The 23106-nt window shown below is 42.9% G+C and carries 20 protein-coding genes and 1 pseudogene; 15 read left to right on the plus strand and 6 right to left on the minus strand.

The window, feature by feature from the left end:
* Window positions 1–197: 197 nt before the first annotated feature.
* Window positions 198–1196, plus strand: a complete 999-nt coding sequence (locus ACUNWA_RS00370; protein WP_445589885.1) for a bile acid:sodium symporter family protein — start codon at window positions 198–200, stop codon at window positions 1194–1196.
* Between the two features lie 86 nt (window positions 1197–1282).
* Here the strand turns inward: ACUNWA_RS00370 and ACUNWA_RS00375 are convergent, their stop codons facing one another.
* From ACUNWA_RS00375 to ACUNWA_RS00385, 3 genes are all read right to left on the minus strand, one after another.
* Window positions 1283–2119 carry a hypothetical protein gene (locus ACUNWA_RS00375; protein WP_445589886.1) on the minus strand — a complete coding sequence of 279 codons (837 nt, stop codon included), beginning with the start codon at window positions 2117–2119 and terminating at the stop codon, window positions 1283–1285.
* Window positions 2106–2858, minus strand: a complete 753-nt coding sequence (locus tag ACUNWA_RS00380; protein WP_445589887.1) for a hypothetical protein — start codon at window positions 2856–2858, stop codon at window positions 2106–2108. Before ACUNWA_RS00380 ends, ACUNWA_RS00375 begins: the two co-directional genes overlap by 14 nt.
* Window positions 2859–2944: 86 nt before the next feature.
* Window positions 2945–3373, minus strand: a complete 429-nt coding sequence (locus tag ACUNWA_RS00385; protein WP_445589888.1) for a hypothetical protein — start codon at window positions 3371–3373, stop codon at window positions 2945–2947.
* A gap of 400 nt (window positions 3374–3773) precedes the next feature.
* On the opposite strand from ACUNWA_RS00385, the gene ACUNWA_RS00390 reads away from it, so the two are divergent.
* The 14 genes from ACUNWA_RS00390 to ACUNWA_RS00455 all read left to right on the plus strand — a co-directional run bounded on the left by ACUNWA_RS00390 (window position 3774) and on the right by ACUNWA_RS00455 (window position 17721).
* Window positions 3774–5300, plus strand: a complete 1527-nt coding sequence (locus ACUNWA_RS00390; RefSeq protein ID WP_445589889.1) for a sensor histidine kinase — start codon at window positions 3774–3776, stop codon at window positions 5298–5300.
* 4 nt (window positions 5301–5304) lie between these two features.
* Entirely contained in the window at window positions 5305–5985 is a 681-nt protein-coding gene (locus tag ACUNWA_RS00395; protein WP_445589890.1) for a response regulator transcription factor, read from the plus strand.
* Between the two features lie 313 nt (window positions 5986–6298).
* Window positions 6299–6676 (plus strand): hypothetical protein, encoded by a 378-nt coding sequence (locus ACUNWA_RS00400; protein ID WP_445589891.1) that lies wholly within the window; start codon window positions 6299–6301, stop codon window positions 6674–6676.
* 67 nt (window positions 6677–6743) lie between these two features.
* A complete protein-coding gene (locus ACUNWA_RS00405; protein WP_445589892.1) occupies window positions 6744–7808 on the plus strand; it encodes a sugar-binding domain-containing protein in 1065 nt (354 codons plus the stop codon).
* 11 nt (window positions 7809–7819) lie between these two features.
* On the plus strand, window positions 7820–8803 hold the full coding sequence (locus tag ACUNWA_RS00410) for a beta galactosidase jelly roll domain-containing protein (protein WP_445589893.1): 984 nt from the start codon (window positions 7820–7822) through the stop codon (window positions 8801–8803).
* 254 nt (window positions 8804–9057) lie between these two features.
* Window positions 9058–9969 carry a sugar phosphate isomerase/epimerase family protein gene (locus tag ACUNWA_RS00415; protein WP_445589894.1) on the plus strand — a complete coding sequence of 304 codons (912 nt, stop codon included), beginning with the start codon at window positions 9058–9060 and terminating at the stop codon, window positions 9967–9969.
* Window positions 9970–10201: 232 nt separating this feature from the next.
* Complete coding sequence (locus tag ACUNWA_RS00420) at window positions 10202–12517, plus strand: glycoside hydrolase family 95 protein (protein WP_445589895.1); 2316 nt, start codon at window positions 10202–10204, stop codon at window positions 12515–12517.
* 317 nt (window positions 12518–12834) lie between these two features.
* Window positions 12835–13989: a tyrosine-type recombinase/integrase gene (locus ACUNWA_RS00425; RefSeq protein ID WP_445589896.1), complete on the plus strand. Its 1155-nt coding sequence runs from the start codon at window positions 12835–12837 to the stop codon at window positions 13987–13989.
* A 23-nt stretch (window positions 13990–14012) separates the two neighbouring features.
* Entirely contained in the window at window positions 14013–14897 is an 885-nt protein-coding gene (locus tag ACUNWA_RS00430; protein ID WP_445589897.1) for a hypothetical protein, read from the plus strand.
* A gap of 189 nt (window positions 14898–15086) precedes the next feature.
* The gene (locus tag ACUNWA_RS00435; protein ID WP_445589898.1) at window positions 15087–15410 is read left to right on the plus strand and encodes a helix-turn-helix domain-containing protein; all 324 of its coding nucleotides are present in this window, start codon (window positions 15087–15089) and stop codon (window positions 15408–15410) included.
* Window positions 15407–15619, plus strand: coding sequence for a hypothetical protein (locus ACUNWA_RS00440; protein WP_445589899.1), 213 nt, complete (start codon window positions 15407–15409; stop codon window positions 15617–15619). Before ACUNWA_RS00435 ends, ACUNWA_RS00440 begins: the two co-directional genes overlap by 4 nt.
* On the plus strand, window positions 15616–16095 hold the full coding sequence (locus tag ACUNWA_RS00445; protein ID WP_445589900.1) for a hypothetical protein: 480 nt from the start codon (window positions 15616–15618) through the stop codon (window positions 16093–16095). Before ACUNWA_RS00440 ends, ACUNWA_RS00445 begins: the two co-directional genes overlap by 4 nt.
* A 96-nt stretch (window positions 16096–16191) precedes the next feature.
* Window positions 16192–17100: a phage/plasmid replication domain-containing protein gene (locus ACUNWA_RS00450; protein ID WP_445590255.1), complete on the plus strand. Its 909-nt coding sequence runs from the start codon at window positions 16192–16194 to the stop codon at window positions 17098–17100.
* A gap of 351 nt (window positions 17101–17451) precedes the next feature.
* A complete protein-coding gene (locus ACUNWA_RS00455; RefSeq protein ID WP_445589901.1) occupies window positions 17452–17721 on the plus strand; it encodes a hypothetical protein in 270 nt (89 codons plus the stop codon).
* A gap of 186 nt (window positions 17722–17907) precedes the next feature.
* Here the strand turns inward: ACUNWA_RS00455 and ACUNWA_RS00460 are convergent.
* The 3 genes and pseudogenes from ACUNWA_RS00460 to ACUNWA_RS00470 all read right to left on the minus strand — a co-directional run.
* Window positions 17908–19075: pseudogene (locus ACUNWA_RS00460) on the minus strand (IS256 family transposase); the annotation flags it as partial.
* Window positions 19076–19236: 161 nt separating this feature from the next.
* Entirely contained in the window at window positions 19237–21489 is a 2253-nt protein-coding gene (locus ACUNWA_RS00465; RefSeq protein WP_445589902.1) for a GH92 family glycosyl hydrolase, read from the minus strand.
* Window positions 21486–23099, minus strand: coding sequence for a CotH kinase family protein (locus tag ACUNWA_RS00470; protein ID WP_445589903.1), 1614 nt, complete (start codon window positions 23097–23099; stop codon window positions 21486–21488). The genes ACUNWA_RS00465 and ACUNWA_RS00470 overlap by 4 nt, the downstream gene beginning before the upstream one ends.
* Between the last annotated feature and the right edge of the window lie 7 nt (window positions 23100–23106).

Below are 23106 nucleotides of genomic sequence, written 5' to 3' on the forward strand. Positions count from 1 at the left end.
TCGAAGGGCTTTTTCAGGTGTTGATGAAGCTGGGCTTATTGTGCTGATGGGCGGTGATACTTGGTTTTTCCATTGTTGAAATTGTGCCCACCAACTAGCTCTTGAGCAGCTTTTGATCCGGAATAATTTGAATGCTGGTTAATGCTTTCCGGAAAATTACCCCATCTTTACCATACGATAACAACAAGATTAGCTTCATGATAAATACGTTTTTTAAGTCGCTCAAACGGTTTCTGCCCGACGGCTTTATCTCCGGAATTCTGTTGATGATTCTGATTGCATATCTGGTGCCGGGGATCGGCAAAGCCGGAAGTACTGTTGAGCTGAGTGATCTGATTCACTATGGGATCTCCTTGCTTTTCTTTTTCTATGGCTTACGACTTAGCCCCGAAAAGCTAAAAAATGACCTGAGCAACTGGCGACTTCACCTGGCAATCCAGTCCATTACCTTTTTGATTTTTCCACTGATCGTGTTGGCTTTTCGTCCGTTGTTTGTTGGCACCGAAAATGAAATCCTCTGGCTGTCGGTATTCTTTCTGGCAGCCTTGCCTTCAACGGTTTCATCGTCGGTGGTAATGGTTTCCATTGCCGAAGGGAATATCTCCAGCGCCATTTTCAATGCCAGCATCTCGGGGGTGATCGGTATTTTGATCACGCCGCTGTGGATGAGCATCTTCCTGGAAAAGCAAAGCGAGGCATTTGCTTTTGGCGAGGTGCTGCACGACTTGGTGGTTCAGATTCTGATTCCGGTTTTTATCGGGCTTGTCCTGCATCGTTGGTGGGGGAAATGGGCTAATCGCAACAAGCGTTACCTGAGCTTATTCGATAAAGCGGTGATCCTGACGGTGGTGTATCGTAGTTTCAGTGATTCTTTTATGAACGGTATTTTTAGCAGCATAGCCTTGCATGAGATGCTGCTTTTGGGCGGCAGTGTTATTGCTTTGTTCTTCTTTGTTTTTGAAGGCATAAAGCGGTTGACCAAGCTGATGCATTTCAATCGGGAGGACCGTATCACCGTGCTTTTTGCTGGTTCAAAAAAATCACTGGTGCATGGTTCCGTGATGGTGATGGTGCTGTTTGGAGATACGACCATCGGCAGTCTTTTCCTGGTTCCGGTAATGATCTACCATGCTTTTCAGCTGTTCTACATCAGCATTGTGGCTCGACGCTATGCCAAGGAGCTGAATCACTTGTAAAGCGATCTCGTTGGCAGAGGAAAACCCAACTTCAATTTTGGGGGTTGAAGTTGGGTTGGGAGTCTACCTAAGGGAATATAGGGAGATTATTTAAGATAATAGGTATAGCTTCGTTTGCACACGACCTGGGGGTTGCCATCCTTGTATCCGGTATAGCTGGTCCAGTTTCCTTTGTCGTCGTAGGTGTACTCGTAAACATACACTTCGGTGGTGCTGTCGCGTGCGCTGTAAACTTCCTGCGATTGAAAGAACCCATGGTCGTTGGTCACAAAGTTCATTTGTACCTGTAAGGTATCGGAGTTGGTTATTGTGTAATTATCCAGTTTTCCTGCCAGGTTGTAGTTAAAACGGATATAGCCTCTGGGTTCTTCCATGGCATTGTACCATTGGATAGACGTTTTCAGCCCTTGATCGTTAAGGGTAATCACCGCATAGTTGATTAGCGTGTCCGTTTGGGCATGAAATCGCTCCATTATTTTTTCGTTCTCCTGGGGGTAGCTGACCTGGACGTAGTTGCGAGTTGTGTCCTGCCTAATCCAACTGGCCTTGCTGATTTTTCCCTCGCTACTTTCCACCGACCAGTGTCCGAAAGAATTGTCGTTTTCATCCAGAAAAATGGTTTGGGTGACGTTTCCGCTTTCATCAAACGACACTTCCATGTCATTGGTCCATTGGATCAAGCTGTCGCGGTCGGCCATGCTGATGCGTTCGCCGGCGGTAATACCACCGTCTTCTTTTTTTGCCCAGTAGTTCACTTCTTTGAGGGTCTGAATGTTGCCATTCAAGGTTTCAGGGAAATAGAAGTACGGCGTAAAGATGCTGAGAACCGTTTTTTCTGCCGGCTTCATTTCCTGGGCGGCGCAGGAGAACAGCAAGCCGAACAGTAGGCCGAGGTTGATGAGCTGGCGTTTATTCTTTTTCATAGCTAAATGTTTTCTTATAAAATACTTCGCCCGATTTAACGCTGGCCAGGCAGTTGATGAAACGCTTGTTGAGCGGTTTGAAAGCCTCTCCCAGTTCTTCCTGAAATTTTTTGTCTTGCGTGTAAAAGTCCTGAGCATCTTTGCCATAGGACCAGGCAATCAGGCTTGGCATCTGCATGCCAATACCCGCTTTCGCAATGTACCAGGCATCATTGTAGTTGTGTTCGGCCAATAACTTGTTGGCATCCTGAATGATGGCTTCCATTTCTTTCTGCTTACCCGGAATCAGATGGAATTCCTGGTATTGAAGGTATCCGGCTTCTTCAATTTCGGGCCGTGGGTTTGTCGGTTGGTAGGAGAGTTCGTACAGCGTGGTCATGGTAAACGAGTTGTTTTTGGTTTTTGTTTTACCAAAGGCCATTGCTTTTTCCTGTCCCCACTGATCGATAATTTCATTCCAGCTTTCGTCAATGGCATTAATATCATCTAACGAGTTGATGGGGTACCAGACTTCAAATTCCAGGTCGCGCGATGACCAGACATAAAAGCTAAAGGGGAAATCATGTTCTTTGGCTAGAGCAACCAGTTCAACACTCATTTCCTGATACTCAAAAAGAGCTTCAGGGGCTACTGTTTCTACATAGCAGTACCATAGTTGTTCTTTCTTGTTTTCCTGCGCATCGGTCAATAACGAAACGAGCATAAGCGCAAGAATAGGGAGAAAATAGAATTTTTTCATCGAATTAGAATTTTTGATAAGAATCAAATCAAACATAAAGGATCATGAAATTCAAGACGTTTACAGACGCCTTGATAAGTAGATGTTTAGAGCTCTTTTCGGGTGATGTAACTTGTTGCCTTCTGAATCAGGCTGGTGTATTCCTTCTGCAGGACCTTGGCGGCTTCTTTTGAGCCTTGCTGTCTGATAAATTCGCTCCACCATTTTACACCATCGGGCGAACGACGCCATTCCATATCGGCAGGTCCGCCTTTCATTGTCCAAATAAGCATCATGTTGTATTCGCCGGTCATAAACCAGTGCGTTTCAGGTCCAGGAACCTGGGCGGCTGCTCCTGCAGCTTTGTATAGTTCAATGATTTCTTTGGCGCGTTCTATCGTGCCGGGTTTGAAGTCGATCAGTACAACTTCGTGCCAGCTTACGTTTTCAAACTTGGCCGGCTTAATCTCGTTTTGCGCGAAAAGGCCGGAGGCTACAAACAGTAGCAGAATAACGAATAAATTGACTTTTTTCATACACCTTGTATTTGTTAGAATTATGTAGAACTTTTCCGAAAGCCTGTGCTCAATCGGCTTGAATTTGGTGTATGTAAAGGTTGCAGATTACCTGCTGATAAGTTGTTTTGCTTTTGCAATAAGCAAGTTACGTCTTATTTAGACTAATTCAAAATAACTATGTTTAGCTGTCTTTTATCAATGGTTGTTGAGGTGCGAAATGTCGGTCAATAAAGGAAAACAGGGTCGACTATTTCTTGCTGTTATCACTCATTGAAGCGTTTATGAACAGGATTTAGGGAATTTGTAACAAAGCCCAGAGAGGTCGCGTCTTATTTGGTAGCATGCTCCAAAAGAAGGGGCGGAAATTTGACGTCGATTTAATACCTTTATCAGGTTGCAGAAAATGTATACTGGCACTATGGGGCGAACGCTTGCTAAAATAAGTCTTGTATTACTGCTGATTGTTGCTTTGCCAATGGGCTTTTTCCTGGTTCGCGAATTTTCAGCCTTGACTAAAAATGAACAGATGGTGGAACGGGTGTTCAGTACCCAGCTCGAATCGATTTTATATTCCATCAATCAATATTCAGAAAATGTTGTCCAGCAATGGAGTCAGAGTCTTGATCAGGCGGGAGATCCTAAGGATGAACTCATGCAGGGCATGGTTGAGAACTTGTTTCAGAATAATGCTGCCATTCGTGCGGTTCGTTTTTTGAACCTGGAGACTTCGCATGAGGAGGCTATTTACTTTAACGATTCTGTTTTTACGATGGATGTTTGGCCGGAAGAGGCGGAGGTAGAGCAACTTCAGACTTACCTGGAAGCCAATTATCAGCGGATGAAGGAAAGCCGCTGGCACGATGATCTGTTGCTTTACTTTTTGCCCAAAAGTAAAAAGGGAGAGCAACTTTGTCAATTGGTGGTGGAGCCCCGGACTTTTATTCAGCAAAATCTGAGTCCCATGATTCAGCAGGTGGCACAGGACCTTTTTTACATCACTATTTCCGACTCTATAACGGGGAGCGTGGTTTATGTCAATGAAGCTGAGCGCGGAGAAGTGAAGACTATGAAACGGGCGGCTATGTGGTACTTGCCCGAACATGAGCTGGGTATCCGCTTAAAGTCGAAAACCTTGGAGGAACTGGCCTCGGAACGGACCCAGCGTGATAATTATGCGTTGTTGGGCATGAGCTTGCTGGTGGTGCTTGGCTTTGTATTTGTGCTGGTCAACATTCGAAAGGAGATCAAGCTGGCAGCCATTAAATCCGAATTTGTATCTAATGTTTCGCACGAAATACGAACCCCCTTGGCTTTAATTAGCATGTATGCTGAGACGCTCTTGCTGAAACGAGTAAAAACCGAGGAGAAACAAACGGAATATCTCAGAACCATTCAGCAGGAAAGTGTGCGGCTGACGGATATTGTGAATCGTATTTTGAATTTTTCGCGCATCGAGAAAAACCGGATCAAGTATCATTTTAAGAAGATTGATCTGAAGCAGGCTGTTCCTGAATTGATCGCTTCGTTTGATTCTCATTTTTCGGCAGCGAATGTGGACTGTTGCTTCAGCTCAGAAGTTGACGAGGCCTGGATTGAAGCTGACGGGGAGGCGCTTAAAACCATGCTGAATAACCTGTTGGATAATGCCATTAAGTATAGCGATAAAGCGGCTAAGGAGATTAAAGTTCGTGTGGTGAAGAAAAACAAACAGACATGGATTGAAGTGCAGGACAATGGCATTGGTATTTCAGCAAAAAATCAAAAATATATTTTCGATCAGTTTTATCGGGTAACCGAAGGCGATCTGGCGCATCAAGCCAAAGGGTCGGGGCTGGGGCTCAACCTGGTAAAGCGCATCATGAAGGTGCATGGAGGAAAGGTTTCGGTGCACAGCAAGTTGGGCGAGGGGAGTACTTTTATTCTGAAATTTCCGATAAAAATGTAAATGCATGTCAAAAATCTTAATTGTTGAAGATGAACAAGCCATGTTGGTTGGCCTCCGTGATAACCTCGAGTTTGAAGGTTATGAGGTCGATACGGCCGATCGTGGCGATGATGGGTTGAAGAAATTGCAGTCTGCAGACTTCGACCTGGTTTTGCTGGATGTGATGCTGCCGGGAATGTCGGGTTTTGATGTGTGTAAAAAGGCTCGAGCAGCCGGCATCAACACGCCGATTATCCTGTTGACCGCTCGTGGCGAAGAGCTGGACAAGGTGCTGGGACTGGAGCTGGGGGCCGACGATTATGTGACCAAGCCTTTTAGCCTGCGCGAACTGTTGGCTCGTATCAAGGTGATCCTGCGCCGGGTGGGCCATGCCAGCGAGTCGACCAATGAATTCATTTCCATTGGTAATTTGCGGGTCTCGTTTGAAGCTTACGAGGCTTTTGATTTGGGCAACCAGCCCTTGAAGATGTCACACAAAGAGTTTGAGATTTTGCATTACCTTTTTCGTCATGCAGGCAAAATCGTTAGTCGCGACGATATTCTCGACCAGGTTTGGGGGATGGATTATCAACCCACTACGCGTACGGTTGACAACTTTATTGTTCGGCTTCGGAATAAGATTGACACTCCCGAAAGCCAGCATATTGTTACAGTGCATGGCGTGGGCTACAAGTTGGTGCTGTGAGTTTCAGGTTTTAAGTTCTAAATTCTAAGTTCCAGGGTTCAAGTTCAGCTTTCTCCCTTGTTTGTTTTCCGGTCTTCTTAAATAGTCCCTTGTAAATAGTTCAATGGGCAATCTCTGTGCCTTGCCCTGAGTCTGTTCCTCTCTCTCAGGATTACTTGTTATGAATAGGTGTTTCGAGTTGGTTTTCTTATTTGTGACATTGCTGTGACATCTTGTGGCATCATATGACTTGCATTTGACAGCGGGGTTACATCTGTGGCTTTACTTTGTATCAGAAACTAGTACAAATAGAAACACTTAAAGTCCAAAAGCAATGAAAACAAGAAGAACAATTCCGATGATGGTTGTCGCTTTGATGATGATGACCGGCCTGGCATTCGCTGGGGAAACAGCAATGAACATGGCAAAAAAAGAACTGTACCACGAAATTACAGACTGCTTTAAAGAAGAAATTAAGGACTGGAACAATTACTTCTATCAACACGACATTAATAAATTCGATGAGAAAGTCCAGGTTTGCTTTATCGTCAATGGCGACCAGTCCTTGAGCCTGATCCGGCTTCGCAGCGACGACAATGCGGCCAAAGACTATGTGAAGCATATTTTTAAAACCAAAAAACTGAAAGCAGACAAAGTGCTTGTGGGGGAAGCCTATGTCTTTAATCTGTCGGTGCGTTACAACACGAACTAAGTCAAAAAAAAGCAGCATTTCGAATTGATTTTGTTTTTAAATATCTTGTAGGAAACTTAATACAATCATGACCAATAAAGTTTTTATCGTTTATCTGACTATTCTGGCGGCTTTTAGTTCTTCGGAGCTGAAAGCTTCGGATTGGAAAACGCTGGTGAATTTGAAAGGAAGATGGCAGTTCACCGTAGGCGATAACCCCGACTGGGCCAGTCCGGCAGCTGATACGCGTGATTGGGATGTTATTGAGGCTCCCCGAGACTGGGAGCATTATTACGAAGGTTATAATGGGTATGCGTGGTATCGCAAGAATTTTGGATTGACGGAACTTCCAAAAACGGAAATGGTCGACTTATTTTTAGGTTATATTGATGATGTGGACGAAGTTTTCATTAACGGTCATAAGGTGGGACAGACGGGGCAATTTTTTCCCAATTATGAATCGGCTTACGATCAGGAACGCCACTACCTGGTTCCTGTTTCTATCCTGAATACCTCCAAAAATGTAATTGCTATTCGCGTGTTTGATGAAGGCCTTGAAGGCGGGATATTACGAGCCGATAAGTTTGGATTCTATTTCGATCGTGACCAGGAGGGCATGGCTGTTGACCTGACAGGAATGTGGAAATTCAGTATCGATAACTTTGGCGATATGAACAGTCCGCAAACCAGCGACGAGCAGTGGGATGAAATTTATGTTCCGATGAACTGGGAAAGTCAGGGTTATCCTGATTTTAACGGAACAGCCTGGTATCGGAAGCGATTTACGCTTCCCGAATCGCTCAAAGGCGAAGAATTGTATCTGGTATTAGGGAAGATTGATGATTACGATGACGTTTACTTGAATGGTTATAAGATTGGAGAGGTGGAAGAGCTGGATAGCTATTCGCGCTTTCAGCGAAGCAATGCCTGGGCGCTTTACCGCATTTATAAAATCCCCTCCAATTTTTTGAGAAGTAAAAACCTGCTATCGGTTGAGGTGGAGGATGAGTCCCAGTTCGGAGGTATTTACGAAGGGCCGATAGGAATTATGAAAGCTCAGGATGTTCGCGATTTTCGTGAGAAAGTCCGCTGGCAGGAACAAAATAGTGGTTGGAATTCTTTTTTTCAGGATTTGATCCGATTATTTGATTAACTATGAGAGGAATGAATGCAATACGATGGTTTGGAAGCCTGGTCCTGATTTTTGTGCTGGCTCATGTGTGTGTGGCCTTCGAGCCGGATGAAAAGGATTTGCGTGGTCTTTGGAAATTCCGCATTGGCGACCAGCGCGAGTGGGCTTCTGTGGGCTATGACGATTCGGCCTGGGATCAGATCCGGGTGCCTGCCCGATGGGAAAATGAAGGATTCAGAGGTTACGACGGCTATGCCTGGTACCGAACGCAGGTGGTTTTAGACGAAACCATCGCTGATAAAAAATTGGTGCTGGAATTGGGCTATATCGATGATGTGGACGAAGTCTTTATTAATGGAGTTAAAATCGGGCAAACAGGCTCGTTTCCGCCCCGGTTTTCTACCGCATACAATGCTTCGCGCAAATATCAGGTGCCTTCTAATCTCATTCGTATAGGAGAGCAAAACCTTATTGCTGTTCGGGTTTACGATAGTCAGCTCGAAGGAGGCATTGTTTCAGGAAACCTACGAATTTATTCTACGGGCGTGTTGCCTCCCTTTCTCGTTGATTTGACGGGAAGCTGGTTGTTCAACAAGGGAAAGGCATATAACCAACGCGATCAACGTGAGATTCAGGTGCCCGGTGCCTGGGAGAACCAGGGCTACAATAACTACGATGGGTATGCTGTTTATACCCGAAAAATTGAACTGCCGGCGACTGCTACTTCGCAGCGTTTGGTGCTGCTGGCTGGTAAGATTGACGATGCCGACCAGCTGTATCTTAATGGCCTTAAGATAGGGCAGACGGGTGATCTTGAGCGTTGGTCGAACCGCGATTTTTACGGCGAATTCCGGAATTATTTTTTCCCACCGGATGCGTTTAAAGCTGGCGAGGAGAATATTTTGGAAATCAGGGTTTATGATCGCGCTGGTTTAGGCGGGATTTACGAAGGTCCGGTTGGGATTATGACCCAGGATCAGTTTCGGAAGTACTGGAAATCAAAACGAAGAAATTAGTTTTTTGCGAATAGTTTTTCACAATTGGATTTAACGTGGATTGAGGTAGCAGGCTGGAAACGGCCTGCTATTCTTTTTTTAGCGAAATTTGCTTTTGATTGTGTTCGAGCTGTTGTTTGTTCCAGGCTCTGTTAGCAGCTTGTCCTATTTGTGCCAACCAAGGGTGAGTTGTCGGGTATCTAAATGATTTATTGTATATTTAGCCTTTGTGTAAAACACAACATTTAACCTATATCCAACAAAAAGAATAGATCATGACAAAGTTTAACAACAGAAGAGAGTTTTTAAAGATTTCAGCAGCGGGAGCCCTTGGTCTTACTGTGCTTGGGCCACTTGCATGTACCCCACAGCCGGTTGACCGGAAAAGTTTTGGCGTTGGTTTGCAGTTGTATACCATCCGCGATGCGATGGCTGCCGATGTGCTTGGTTCGTTGAAAAGGATATCAGATCTCGGGTATAAAAATCTGGAGTTGGCAAATTATGCCGATGGTAAGTTCTACGGCTATGCTCCGAAAGAATTTAAGAAGATTGTGAGTGATATGGGGATGACAATTTTGAGTAGTCATACCCAGGTTGAGGCAGCCGGAATTACGATTGATAATGCTCAGAAAATGGCAGACGATCATGCCGAATTGGGGGTGAAATATTGTGTGCAGCCATGGGTGAACGAAGAAGACCGAAACATTGAGACCTACAAGAAAATGGTTGGCGACTGGAATGAAGTAGGCAAGATTATGAATGGTGTGGGTATTCAGTTTGGCTATCACAACCATAATTTCGAATTTAAGAATATTGATGGTGTCGTGCCTTATTTCGACATCTTTATGCCGGAAATGGATCCTGAGTATATCACGATGGAGCTTGATCTCTTTTGGGCCAATAAAGCCGGACAAGATCCTGTGGAGTTGTTTAAGAAGTATCCCGGAAGATTCCAGTTATTCCACATGAAAGATATGAAGAAACAAGAAGCACCGTTTTTTGATGTGAATAAAGACGATGTTACTTCTGTAGGTGCAGGGGTGATTGATTTTAAAGCGATTCTGGCTGCAAAGGAAGTTGCTGGTATGAAATATATGTTTGTTGAAGATGATAATCAAGGTAACGGAAAACCTTTTGAAGAGTTGGAAGTAAGTATTAAGAATCTGACAACAGATATCCTGGTATAACAACCATAAGATTTTGAATGCGATGAACCCGGTGCTTTTGAGTTCCGGGTTTTTTATTGCTCCTCTGCAGGATTAATTGCTTGTGCTCAATCTCTAGATCATTGGCATCAAGATGATTCCCTAAACAATCGTTCGAAGGTGAAAGTGAGAATGAACAAAATAATTAACTTTACGAACGGTGAGTTGCAAATCAAGTTTGGCACTCCTTCGCATTAACCTAAACTAAATAGACATGACCAATCGACTACGCTTAACGAGTTTTTTGTTCTTATTGGTGCTATGCTCATCAGCTCTAGCCTGCACGAACCAGCCACTCAAATTATGGTATAACACACCTGCCGAGCAATGGACCGATGCTTTGCCTATCGGAAATGGGGGCCTGGGCGCCATGGTTTTTGGTGGCGTAACTCGCGATCGCATTCAATTCAATGAGGAAACGCTTTGGCAGGGTGCTCCCCATAGTTATGCACACCAGGGAGCTTGGAAGCATTTGGGTGAAATACGGCAATTGCTTTTTGACGGAAAGCAGAAAGAAGCTGAAGAACTGGCGATGGCCGAATTCATGAGTGTCCCGCTTGGTCAAAAGGCTTATCAGGCTTTTGGTGACTTGTACTTGCATTTTCCCGGTCATACCGATTTCACCGATTATCGTCGTGAGCTGGATCTGGAGGAGGCTGTTCAGCGGGTGACTTATCAATCGAAGGGAGTAAATTACTCCCGCGAATACCTGGCATCCTATCCTGATCAGGTGATCGCCATTGAGCTGAAAGCCGATCAGCAAAAAGCGCTGAATTTTGAGTTGGCATTTGATGCCCTTCATGAATCAAAAGAAATTAAAGCTGATGGGAACAGGCTTTCGCTGAAGGTACAGGTGAAAGAGGGTGCCCTCTATGGCGTGGCTGAGTTAACTATTTTTTCCGATGGAGTGCTTGCTGTCGATGGCAATAAATTGACGGTGAACGATGCGGGTACGGCAACTATTTATTTGGCGGCGGCAACCAACTATGTCAATTATAGCGACGTGAGCGGGAAGCCGGAGCAGGAAGTCCGGCAAACATTGGCCCGGCTGGCTGGCCAGAAAATGGCAGATGTCCGTCAGGCACATCAGACCGACTACCAGCGTTTGTTTCAGCGGTTTAAAGTAAGTTTTGGTGGTGGTGAGCAGTCAATGCTACCAACCAACAAACGCATTGTCGCATTTCATGAGAATCCGGATGATCCTCAGCTGCTGGCGTTATACATTCAGTATGGTCGTTATCTGCTCATTTCCAGTAGTCGGCCGGGGACACAGCCAGCCAATCTGCAGGGCATTTGGAATCATCAGCTCGACCCTGCATGGGATAGCAAGTGGACGGTCAATATTAATACGGAGATGAATTATTGGCCAGCAGAACTGACTAACCTTTCAGAGTGTCACCAGCCGCTTTTTGACATGATTGTAGATTGCGCAGAGACCGGCACGGAGGTTGCCCGCGAACATTACCAGGCTCCTGGCTGGGTGTTGCATCACAACACTGATATTTGGCGGGGAACGGCGCCCATTAATCATTCCAATCATGGTATTTGGGTAACCGGTGGCGCCTGGTTGAGCTGGCATTTGTGGGAGCATTTCCTGTTTTCTCAGGATCAGGAGTTTCTGGCTCAGACAGCTTATCCAATCATGAAAGGAGCAGCCGAGTTTTTTACTGAATTTCTGATTAAAGATCCTGTGACGGGCTACCTGATTGCCACCCCATCCAACTCGCCGGAGAATGGCGGCTTGGTGGCTGGACCAACGATGGATCATCAAATCATCCGCGCCTTATTCCGTTCGTGTATCGAAGCGTCTTCTATTTTAAATACAGATGAAGCATTTGCCCGGAAACTGAGCAAAATGCTTCCGGAAATTGCTCCTAACCAAATTGGGCAATACGGACAGTTACAGGAATGGCTGACCGACCTGGATAACCCGAAGAATAAACATCGCCACGTGTCTCATTTATGGGCCGTGCATCCGGGCAATGAAATCAATTGGAACGACAATCCTGAATTGATGCGCGCTGCCCGTCAATCCCTCCTCTTTCGGGGTGACGAAGGAACAGGTTGGAGTCTGGCATGGAAAATTAACTTTTGGGCTCGGTTCCTGGACGGTAATCATGCTTACGACATGGTTAAACTACTTTTTCGTCCTGTTGAGATTGATGATGTAGCTTATTCAGGTGGTGGTGGCTCATACGCCAACCTATTCGATGCACATCCTCCATTTCAGATTGATGGTAATTTTGGTGCGCCTGCCGGCATGGTCGAAATGTTGGTACAGAGTCATTTGGATGAAATTGCCATTCTTCCGGCTTTGCCCGACGCCTTGCCTGAGGGCAATATTTCTGGTGTTTGTGCACGTGGCGGCTTTGAGCTGGCCTTCAGCTGGAGTGGAGGCAGACTTGAGAGAGTGGAAGTTTGGTCCAAAGCCGGTAAGTCCTGCAAATTGAAGTATGGAGAGCATGAAGTGGAGTTGCAGACCGAAGTGGGCAAGAAATATGCATTCGATGGGAAATTGAGGGTGCAGTAGGATTCCAACTCTATTGGCCAACGTTTTGTTAAGCATCAAAGCGTCAGAAAAAAAGGCCAGTAAGTGAGAAACTTACTGGCCTTTTTGTGGGCTGTACTGGATTCGAACCAGTGACCCCTACCCTGTCAAGGTAATTACCATGCTGAAAACAGTAAATAAGAGAAAGATAAAAGGCCTGATATGCTGGCATTTGGAATATTTAAGATTTGTTTATTTTCTTTTGCTTTACTCTTTTTTTGTTACTTTTTGTTACTCGTTTGTTACTCGTGTTGTTTTTGTTATTATATTTGAAAACAACAACTTAACAACGGAAGATAATGGGAGCAAAGCCACAAAAGAAGGTCAAAAAAGGCACAAAAAAGAACAATGTTGTGCTTAGGGAAAAAATATTAGTCTCTGGAAACATCAGTTTATATCTTGATATTTACCGCGATGGACAACGTTCTTATGAATTTCTGAAATTATACATTAACCCCAAAGCTAGGAATCCTATTGACAAGGAGCAAAACAGGGCAAATTATGAATTGGCGAACCGGATCAGAACTGACCGGGAAAATGAACTCAATAACCTTGCTTTTGATTATATCCCTGTCGCAAAGCAGAAAGTTTTGTTCTTTGAGTTTGCCCAAAACTATCTGGATAACTATACAAAAAAGGATAAGGCCATGATAAATGGTGCTATTGAAGACTTCAGGAGATTTATAAAAGAAGATTATCCCGGGATTAAACTTGAAACCCTTAAAATAAGCCAGATTGATAGACTTATGATTATCCATTTTATTGATTTTTTGCAAGACAATCATAAAGGAGAGGGGGCAAATTCATATTATAGCAGGTTTAAGAAAATCCTCAACTATGCAGTAGCTAGAAATATTATATCCAAAAGTCCGGCACAAAAGAAGGAGCCGGGAGACAAGGAGCTAACCTGCAGAAAGCCATCTGGATTAAGAAAACAGATACTGACAAACGATGAAATACAGCTGATAGCAAAAACCAACAGTTCAAGGCCTGAGATCAAGAGAGCCTTTTTGTTTTGTTTATGCACAGGGCTTAGATTTGTTGATGTTAAAGCCTTGAGATATTCTAATATTGACTTTTCAGCGGCCCAACTCAAAATTGACCAGCAAAAAACAGGAAACTCAGTAATAATTGACCTTAACCAAACAGCTCTGAAATTAATTGGCAAACCTGCAACTGAAGATAGCGTGGTTTTTGATTTGCCCGGCAGAAAGTGGGCGACGAAGACAATCAGCAATTTGGTTAAGAAAGCTGGAATAAATAAACACATTACCTGGCATTGTGCCCGTCACAGTTTAGCGGTAAACCTGTTGACCAGCGATGAAAAGCCGGATATTAAAACAGTAAGTAGTATCTTGGGCCATACCTCGACCAGAACGACAGAGGTGTATATGCACGTGGTTGATGATCTCAAAAAGAAAGCCGTTAACTCTTTGCCAGAATATGAATTATGAAATTGAACTCATTTTGATTAAATATGAAAAACATAAGGCTTTTTTTTGATGGATTAATCAAGGTGATAATGGACGAAAAAAATCACCATTTGTTACCTGAACATCCGTATAAATGTACTGGCAATATTTGGTACCCTGAAATTCAAGATTGTACTGATGATATTTTCTACAGATTGTCTACAATGACAGAAGATGCGAGAAAAATTTATGCTCTTGAAGTCTTACGGACACTTGAAATTCAACTTGAGTATGACTATGTTGATAAAAAGGAGGTGATTGAAGTGGTTAAATTATTTGACTGCGATTCAACTTCATATAGAACTATTTCAAAGGACGAAGCTGATCAAAAAGGAATAACTGGAGAAGTCTATACCGAAGAAATTCCCCTTCACGAACATAACAATAAATACATAGACATAAGTGCTTTGCATTCTGATATTGATTTATTTATTGAAGAGGTGCGAAGAATTTTTCAATTGTTTTCAATAAATTTAAGAACCTTGGCGATTGACAATAGTATTGAAATTAAGTATCTTACAGATGAAGCTGTCAGTTTTTTCCATACAAGACTTAACAATACTCAGAGAAACTTATTATGTGAATTATTGGTAGACAGTGGATTTATACCAGAAGATACCGACAAAGACGATTTTGTTTGGGCCTTTGGTGGATTGAATGGGAATAATCTGAAATCTAAAATAACATGGCTTAAAAACAAACAGCTTTTACGTGAATTGCTCATGCCGCTAAGACCCCTAGATATTAAATCGACTGTTTATGAGCGGTTTGTTCCCTTGGTTTTCATTAATGATAAAGGCAATCCCATTGCACTAGCAAAAAATAAACCTGTACCAAGCTCTGACAGTGACCTGATTGCTGAGATACACAAAAAAATAGCGAGCTGCTAAAGCATTGATTTACAGTATTGGCGACTAAAAGCGACCACTTAGCGACCTGCTGAGTAGTCGCTTTATTGTTTGTATGTCAATGCTTTATGTTTTTTCTCTTGCTTACATTTGAACCGTCGATCGACAAGAAAACCGGGCAAGGGAGTGCACGCCTAGGCCTGTTTTATTCACAATAAAAAATGAAATAAAATGGACAAGCGAGAAATTTCAATCGCTGAGCTTTTAAAGCGAATCGAAGAGAGGCAACTGAACATGGAAAGAATGATCCTCTCACAAAAAGATGTTCTAACATTTGAAGAGGCCGCCACTTACATGGGTATAAGTAAGAGTCACTTATACAAAATGACTATGCTTGGAAGCCTAGAATTTTATAAGCCCCGAGGAAAGATGATATATTTTGAACTAGAAAGCATTAATCGGTTCTTGCTTCAAAATCGCATAACCCCGGCTGATGAGATCCAAGCCAAGGCAAGTACCTATGTGTCACTTAACAATAGGAGAGCTGCAAAATGAAACTGAGAAAACATAAATCAATTCAGTTTTTAGTGGATCAGTATGATCTGGAAAGTGTAGAGGAATATGTCTTTATGTTCTCCTTTATCCTTGGGCTATCAGATTCCTTTGATGAAGGCAAAAAAGAAGGGATGCAAATATTTTTGAGTGATCTCAGAGATTTCAGGGCCATTCTCGAATCGGAACTTAGTGAGGAGGATGCATCATGATTCTATCTGACTATTATCGGGCCGAAAAACGCCAAGAGATACAGGCCAAATATCGCTTTGAAATTTCCAAATCAACTATGGAGTATGATCGGTTTCAATTGCTTCTTATTAATAAGCGAAATCCAAATCCAGGAGGCTGGTCCTTTAATTTTGTACCCCGGCCCAAGCGTTGGGAAGGTGAAGAAAGCCCGGATATGGCCATCACGAAAGGCTCTGAGAATATCAGTAGTGTTTACATTCCCGAACCTGGTCTCCCATATGGATACTGCGACATCAAAGGGACTAATGATGCTTGCTTAGTCGTTTTCAATGAGAACTTCAGAGAATCCGGGATCACTGATATCGAGCTGTTTATTGGCAGAGGTCAAAAACACAACCGGAAGAACCTTTGGTACGAGCTAGTTGATGGAGAATTAGACCATGAACTCGAATTTCTTAGGACCCACTCTTCATTTATTCAACTGAACTTTGCATAGATAAAATGAGGGGTTTAAACCCCTCGTTTTTTTCATCTCCTTGTTAAGCGGGACGAGTACCCAAATCTTGTAACCATGAATTACGATAGTCTCACCATGATACTTACCAATGAATATGATCTGTCAATCAATTTCCTCAGTCAGATCCCTCATGAACTAGAAATCACATCGAAAGGCATTGAATATGGAATACCATTCATCAGAGGTAAAATTAGAAATCTAAAAATCAGGATCACCAAAAGTAAAATCAAGATTGAAGGCAGTATCCATGTATTTTACAAAGGGAATAACCTGGATGCTATGACTTTCAAGGAATATATTGAGGCCATGGAGCTTTTAAAAGAATGTCTGGAACTTCCCCTGGAAATGGCACGTGTTTCACGCTTAGATTTTTCCGGGAACATGAAAGTCAAACATGATCCGGCTGCCTATTTCAATTATTTTGGACAGAAATCCCGGTTTAGAAAATCTGTATTAGACAATGGTGTTATCTATGGTTCTGAAGAAAAGGGTTTGATTTTTTATGACAAAATCAGAGAAATGAAGAGAAAACGAGAAGTAATACCTGAATACTTTAAGGGTAAAAATATTATGCGCTTTGAAATACGTTTTACCCGGAAACTTGGGAAAACATTCCATGTTCCTGAATTACAAGTCATGCATTTAATGGATCGATCATTTTTCAATAAGCTATGTTTGATGTGGAGACAAGAATTTAAAAGTCTTATCATGGAAATGGAAAGCCCATTGGAACTTCAACCAATAGGCAGCAAAACCAAATTGATTGAATCATTAGCGTTACAACAAATACACAAGATCGGAATTGATCAATTTCTTGATGAGATTTCAAGCTGGCAGCTCGCCGGAGAAATCACCAAAAAGGACGCGTATGAAATAAGGAAGTTCATCAAAGAAAAAGCGGCTGAAAAATATCCATTGGCCGAGAATGAATTAATCCGGGAGCTTAATCAAAAGATTAAAGTAGCTGCAAGGTTTGAAGTTTGAGGTGTGATTGTCTGCTTATGCATTGGTGTATCCGGATGATTCGATTGATTCAGTAAAAGGTGCTTTTCATGGTGAAAGGAGTGAATCTGCAGAAACGAGAGAGTCCAAAAAATATCCGTGCTCGCTCATCAAATTAAGGCTCCCTCTAAACACGACTGATATGAGGAGTTGGCAAATGGAGATTTGCAGCAAGCTATTAGCTTTTATCGAATCTTGATTGTACGTTTTCTTTATTTCATATTTTCTGTTAGTGGCTCTTTGTTTTCCTGTTAAGATATTGTTGGCTAAATGTTTGATATTTATATATCAAGATGATATTTTTATCTAAAATAGATAAAAATAGACGACAAAATGGCTAAAGGAATAAAAACAGGTGGGCGGCAAAAAGGTACTTCAAATAAGTTGACAGGTACGGTGAAGGAAATGATAGGCCAACTCGTCGCCAAGGAAATTGAACACTTACCAACTATTTTGAATAAGTTAGAACCTAAAGAGAAGGCTGAATTCATCATTAAGCTACTGCCTTACATTCTTCCCAAAAAAGCTCCTGTTGAAGAACCCAAAGAAAACCCCACCAATAGAAATAGATTCATTCATAGTATGTTTAAGGCCCAAGTCTAAATATGGGAGTGTAATCTAAACTCTGTCTGATTTTTTTCTTTCATGCAAATTTAATTCAATTTTCCAATCGTAAGAGCTTTTTTGATTGGGATTTGAGTTCTGTCAAGGGCGGCGCAGGCACGAAGCCGCTTGTATTACTCTTGGCAGGTTTTAAATCCTGGCTTTTCTTTTAAAGATTAAAAAAGGTCAGAAGTCTATTTTCATCCGGTCACCAAATTTGATGCAAAGTTGCTGGACGGTAAGACTCCAGTTCTGAGGCGGTTGGGTCCACTTTTTGCAATGTTTTCGGTAGGCAGGTAGATCAGTTTCAAAAGGGCCATGTCATTGGGGAAAGCCCCTTTTGTTTTGGTTACTTTTCTGACCTGACGGTGAAAACCTTCCACAGGATTAGTGGTGTAAATCAGCTTACGGATCCGTTCATCGTACTGAAAATAATTTGATAGCTTTTCCCAGTTTGTATTCCAGGATTTGATAACTACCGGGTATTTGTGCCCCCACTTTTCTTCCAGGTTGATCAGTTGTGTTTCTGTCTGGCTTTTATTGACCGCCTGGTATACCTTCTTCAGGTACTTCATAAAAAGCTTCGGGTCTTTTGAGGCCACATATTTAAGCGAATTCCGGATCTGGTGAACGATGCAGGACTGGATTTCAACCTTGGGGAAGGTACTGGCAATGGCTTCTGCAAAACCATTCAGGTTATCAATGCAGGCAATCAGGATATCCTGAACCCCGCGGGCTTTCAGGTCGGTTAGAACACTCAGCCAGAAGTTGGCCCCTTCGCTCTCGGAAACATACATCCCGATCAGTTCTTTCCGGCCTTCACGATTGATGGCCAAAACATTATAAACCGCACGGCTCACAACACGCCCTTCGTCGCGGACCTTGTAATGCATGGCATCCAGCCAGACAATGGTGTACAGCGATTCCAACGGGCTGCACTGCCAGGCTACAAAATCGTTGGTAATGGTATCGGTAATCCTTGATATGGTAGATGTGGAAACCTCAAAGCCATAAAGCTCACGGATTTGTTCTTCAATATCACTATTGCTCATTCCTTTACCATAGAACGAAACAATGATGTTCTCCAAGTCATCACCATATTCCCTCTTTTAGGGATAATCATTGGATTAAACGAAGCATCACGGTCGTGCGGAACCTGGATGTTGGATTTGCCTATCGAGGTGCAGACTTTCTTCTCAGAACAACCATTGCGGGCATTGGAATTATCCGACTTTTGGTTTTTGTCATAACCTAAATGGTCGCTGAGTTCGCCTTCAAGCATCTTCTCACTGCCTCGCTTCTGGAGTTGTTTTAAAAAATCATTGAGTTCTTTCCCTGACTTAAACTGCTCAAGGAAATCACCGTTTGGTTAATAAATCTTCTTTCTTCATTACTGTGTAAAATTTAAAATTAAACAAAAAAATACCGGGGGTTACAACCCCCGGTATTTTCGTTTACACAGTTTATGAGATAGTGCTTGCGTGGACCTGGGAAATTTCAGATTCTAAACCCGCGTCACTCCGATAGGGGAAAAGGTGCCGAACTCTGTTCAACCCCCCATTGTTTATTTGCTTTATCTCCCATTTTCAAAACCAGTTTTCCGCCGTTCATTATTGCATTGTGCGAAAACCAGGTTTTGTTGTATGGTTTTCCGTTTAGTTCTGCCGATTGTATGTATTTGTTTTCCCTGGAGCAGTTGTTGGCAACTACCCAAAATGTTTTTCCATTTTCCAAGGTAATTTCAATCTCTGAAAATATGGGGCTGCCAATGTTGTAGGTGGGATTTCCGGGAGTAACGGGATAAAATCCCATAGCGGAGAAGACGACAAATGCCGACATTCCGCCACCGTCTTCATCGCCAGGAACACCCATAAGGTCGTTACGAAACCACTGGTCGAGTAGGGTGCGGACTCGTTTTTGGGTTTCCCATGGACGCCCTGCATAGTTGTACAAATAAGGGATGTGGAAAGATGGTTCGTTACCCATGGAGAATTGGCCAACATTACCGGTTTGATCAGGAAGCAAGCCCACAAAATCCCACTTTATCATTCCAAGATCTTCGTTAAAAAGTTGATCGAGATTATTGCAAAACTTGTCATTGCCCCCCATTAGATCAATAAGGTCTTTCACATTGTGTTTCACGTCCCAGCGAAATGTCCAGCCATTATTCTCATCATAATAGTCGCGTGCGCCCAAGCCGCCCGAATGTTTATAATTAAACGGTTCGATAAATTTACCGTTGCTGTCTTTGGGGTGAAAAAAGCTGGTTTCCCTATTGAAAAGGTTGCGGTAGTTGAACGAGCGGTCCCTGAAGTAATTGTAATCATCATTCTTTCCAAGTTTTTGAGCTAATACCGCCATGCAATAATCATCGTAACTTGCACCAAGCGTTACGGCAACCGATTGTCTTTTCTCACCACCATGAATACCATCGAGCGTTTCCTTTTCGCCTTCGTGCAAGGCAGGGAAATAACCGTGGTCCTTATAATACTGGTCGAATTCTCCTGCTGGTCGGCGTGTCCACGGGGCGTGGGTTTCTTCCAAAATCGATCGTTTGCAGGCCTCGTAGGCGGCTTCCATGTCGAAATAGATCCCTTTGTTGGCAGCATCGGCAAAAAGCGCTACTCCATGATTTCCGTTCATTCGGTGGCTGTCGTGGGTAACTTCAGGGAAGGTGGGCATCCACCCTTCCTTGTTTTGCTGTGACATACGAATGTAAGAACTAAGAATGTTTGCCTGCATGTTTGTCTCAATAATTGTCCGTAGGGGATGGGTTGCCAAATACGTGTCCCACACCCAGTCATCAACGTAAAAAGGTTCGCCGTTATCGTTGTGTATCTGCTTGTCGGCTCCGCTCCAGTATTTTCCGTCTTCAGAAATATTTATCATACGTTCATAGGTGCGGTAGAGCGAAGTATAAAAAACCGTTTTTTGGTCTTCACTGCCACCTTTCACCATAATTTTGCCCAAGGAATTATTCCAAATTTCACGTCCTTTTTTTGCAAGGTTTTGCAAATCGTAGTCTGTTATTTCTCGTTGTAGGTTTCTTTTTGCCTGTTCAACACTAATAAACGAAATACCGTAGCGGGCTTTAATTTTTTTATTCCCTGTACCAAAACCAAGGACAATATTGGCTTTGTTTTCAATTGTATTTTGTTCGAAAACAGTCTTGTCACCTGACAAATAACCCTTTTTTATTGGTTTTTCGTCTGTTTCAAGATACCAGTAAACATTTGTTTGGTGCCCCAAATACTGCATGCCGGAGATGGCTTCACCATCATAATTTAAACTTCCTCTTCCTGAATGAAAAACGATAAAACTTTCGTCATTCCCTTCAAATGACAATTCGTAGATGGCTGATTGGCTCGATGGAGCAAATTCAACGCCAACACCCAGTTGGTCTAAATAAACCGAATAGTGATAGGGTTTTACCTGTTCGTTATCGAAGGTAGAGCTGATAATTGGATGCAGCCCGTTAATATTGCCCTGAAAGGGGCTAATACGAAAAACCGAACCTCCGCGATGTGTTGGTGTAAACACCTGTAATCCATGGATATTACTTTCGGTATAACTTCCGCGCTCGGGCCTAATGCGCAACATGCTGTTTGGCAAATGTACCATAGGGAAGGTAGGTACCAGCATGTGGCTTATGTTGCCCATATAAGGGTTTACATAATCTACCGGAGTTTTTTGTGCATTTGCTTTTTGATTGCCGCCAATAATAAGCAAACAGACTAAGATAAAAAGTTGTGTTTTAAATTGTTTCATTTTATTAATTTTTTTGATAGGATAGTTTGGTCTCGGTACTCCACTTTAACAATGTAAATCCCGCTGGGCAGCGAAGCAAGCACTGCTCCCGAAACCGTGTTTTGCGAGCCGTTAATTTCTTTTCGGAGAATGTTAACGCCCAATGTGTTGTATATGTACACCGTTAAATTACCATTAATTGTCGGGTTTATTGTAAAACTAATTTTGTTGGTAAACGGGTTGGGATAAGCTGAAACTACGTTTGTTGCAAAAGGCGTTTCAACACCCACCGGGAAATCGTTAATCTCGCCATCGAGCCAGTTTATCCGGCTGCTGAGCCAATTTTTCATCCAATTTACTTCTGACATGTAACTGTGCCCAACATAAGCATTGGGCCACACGTGTTGACCAATAACCGGCCATTTGTTAAAGTTCCGGGTTTGGGCTTGTGCCAATAGCCCAACAAGGCTGTCGGTTACAAATTCAATACGTTGGTCCGAGAAATGGGTTGCACGAAGTTCGTCCCAACGGCCTTTAACTTTGCTTTTGAACCCGTCGTTTTCGAGTAAAACCCGCCACCAAAATGGTACTTGGTTGGCGTCTCCACCCAGGTCGGACAGGTATTGGTATCCGCTGTGTGCTGCACCATTGTAGTAATTTGCATTTCCGTAAGCGAGATTGTAATCCCACAGCGGACCAATGTTTAGCCGTTCGTTTTTGTCTTTGTACAAGAATGTGCTTAAGCGGTAGCCATCAACATTTTTCGACAGTTCGGTCATGATAAAATAATCGATAAAACTTTGCTCGTTGGCCAATTCCAGAAAACCATTGGCGGCATCGAAGTTTTTTTCGCGCAGCGATTTTTCAAAAAGCTGCACATATTCCTGTATATATTCTTTTTGTACCTGGTTTATGTTTTCTTGTTTTGGATATTCGTACTGATAATACGTTTTTCCCGAATTGTAGTAGTTGTAATAATCCGAATGCCAACCTTCTCCGCCACTGCCTGTTGTTTTGTCTATTTTAATAATATACCCGCCTGATATGTCTTCAGCAGCTACCTCGGCGGGTTCCAGCTTTGCTATGTCAACCCGGTTTCTATCGCGTTTTATTTTTTCCATCAGTACATAAACCCCTTTGTACTGGATGTCGATAAACAGCTCTACAAACCTGCAACGGGGCGTGTAGTGCACCATTGATGCACCGAGGGTAAAGGTTAAAACGTTTCTTATAAGGGTTTTATCGGAATAGGGGGCATATAAAATCCAATCTTCTTCGCTTGGCATTCCTAATAATGAACTGCTGACTCCCTGACCCATTTGGTCTTGCAACTCGAGACCATATGATTTTTTAGGAAACATTTGCGAAGAAGAACCTCTTTTTTCAATGGAAATATCACCATCGAAATCATTAAAAGTATCGCTGCTCGAATTTGTTTTGCCATCTCCATTCCAAATAATACCCATCTTCCCTTTGATTTTTGGATCGTCAGGTATTTCAACACCACTTACATTAATTACCACTATCGGTAAATTTGATGTGCCGAATTCGTGCAACGTTTGCGCCTGACCATTGAAATTAAATGCAATAGACACAAGTATCAGCAGTATTGTAAAAATCTTATTGTGCACGACGTGT

Source organism: Sunxiuqinia sp. sy24 (assembly GCF_052677165.1).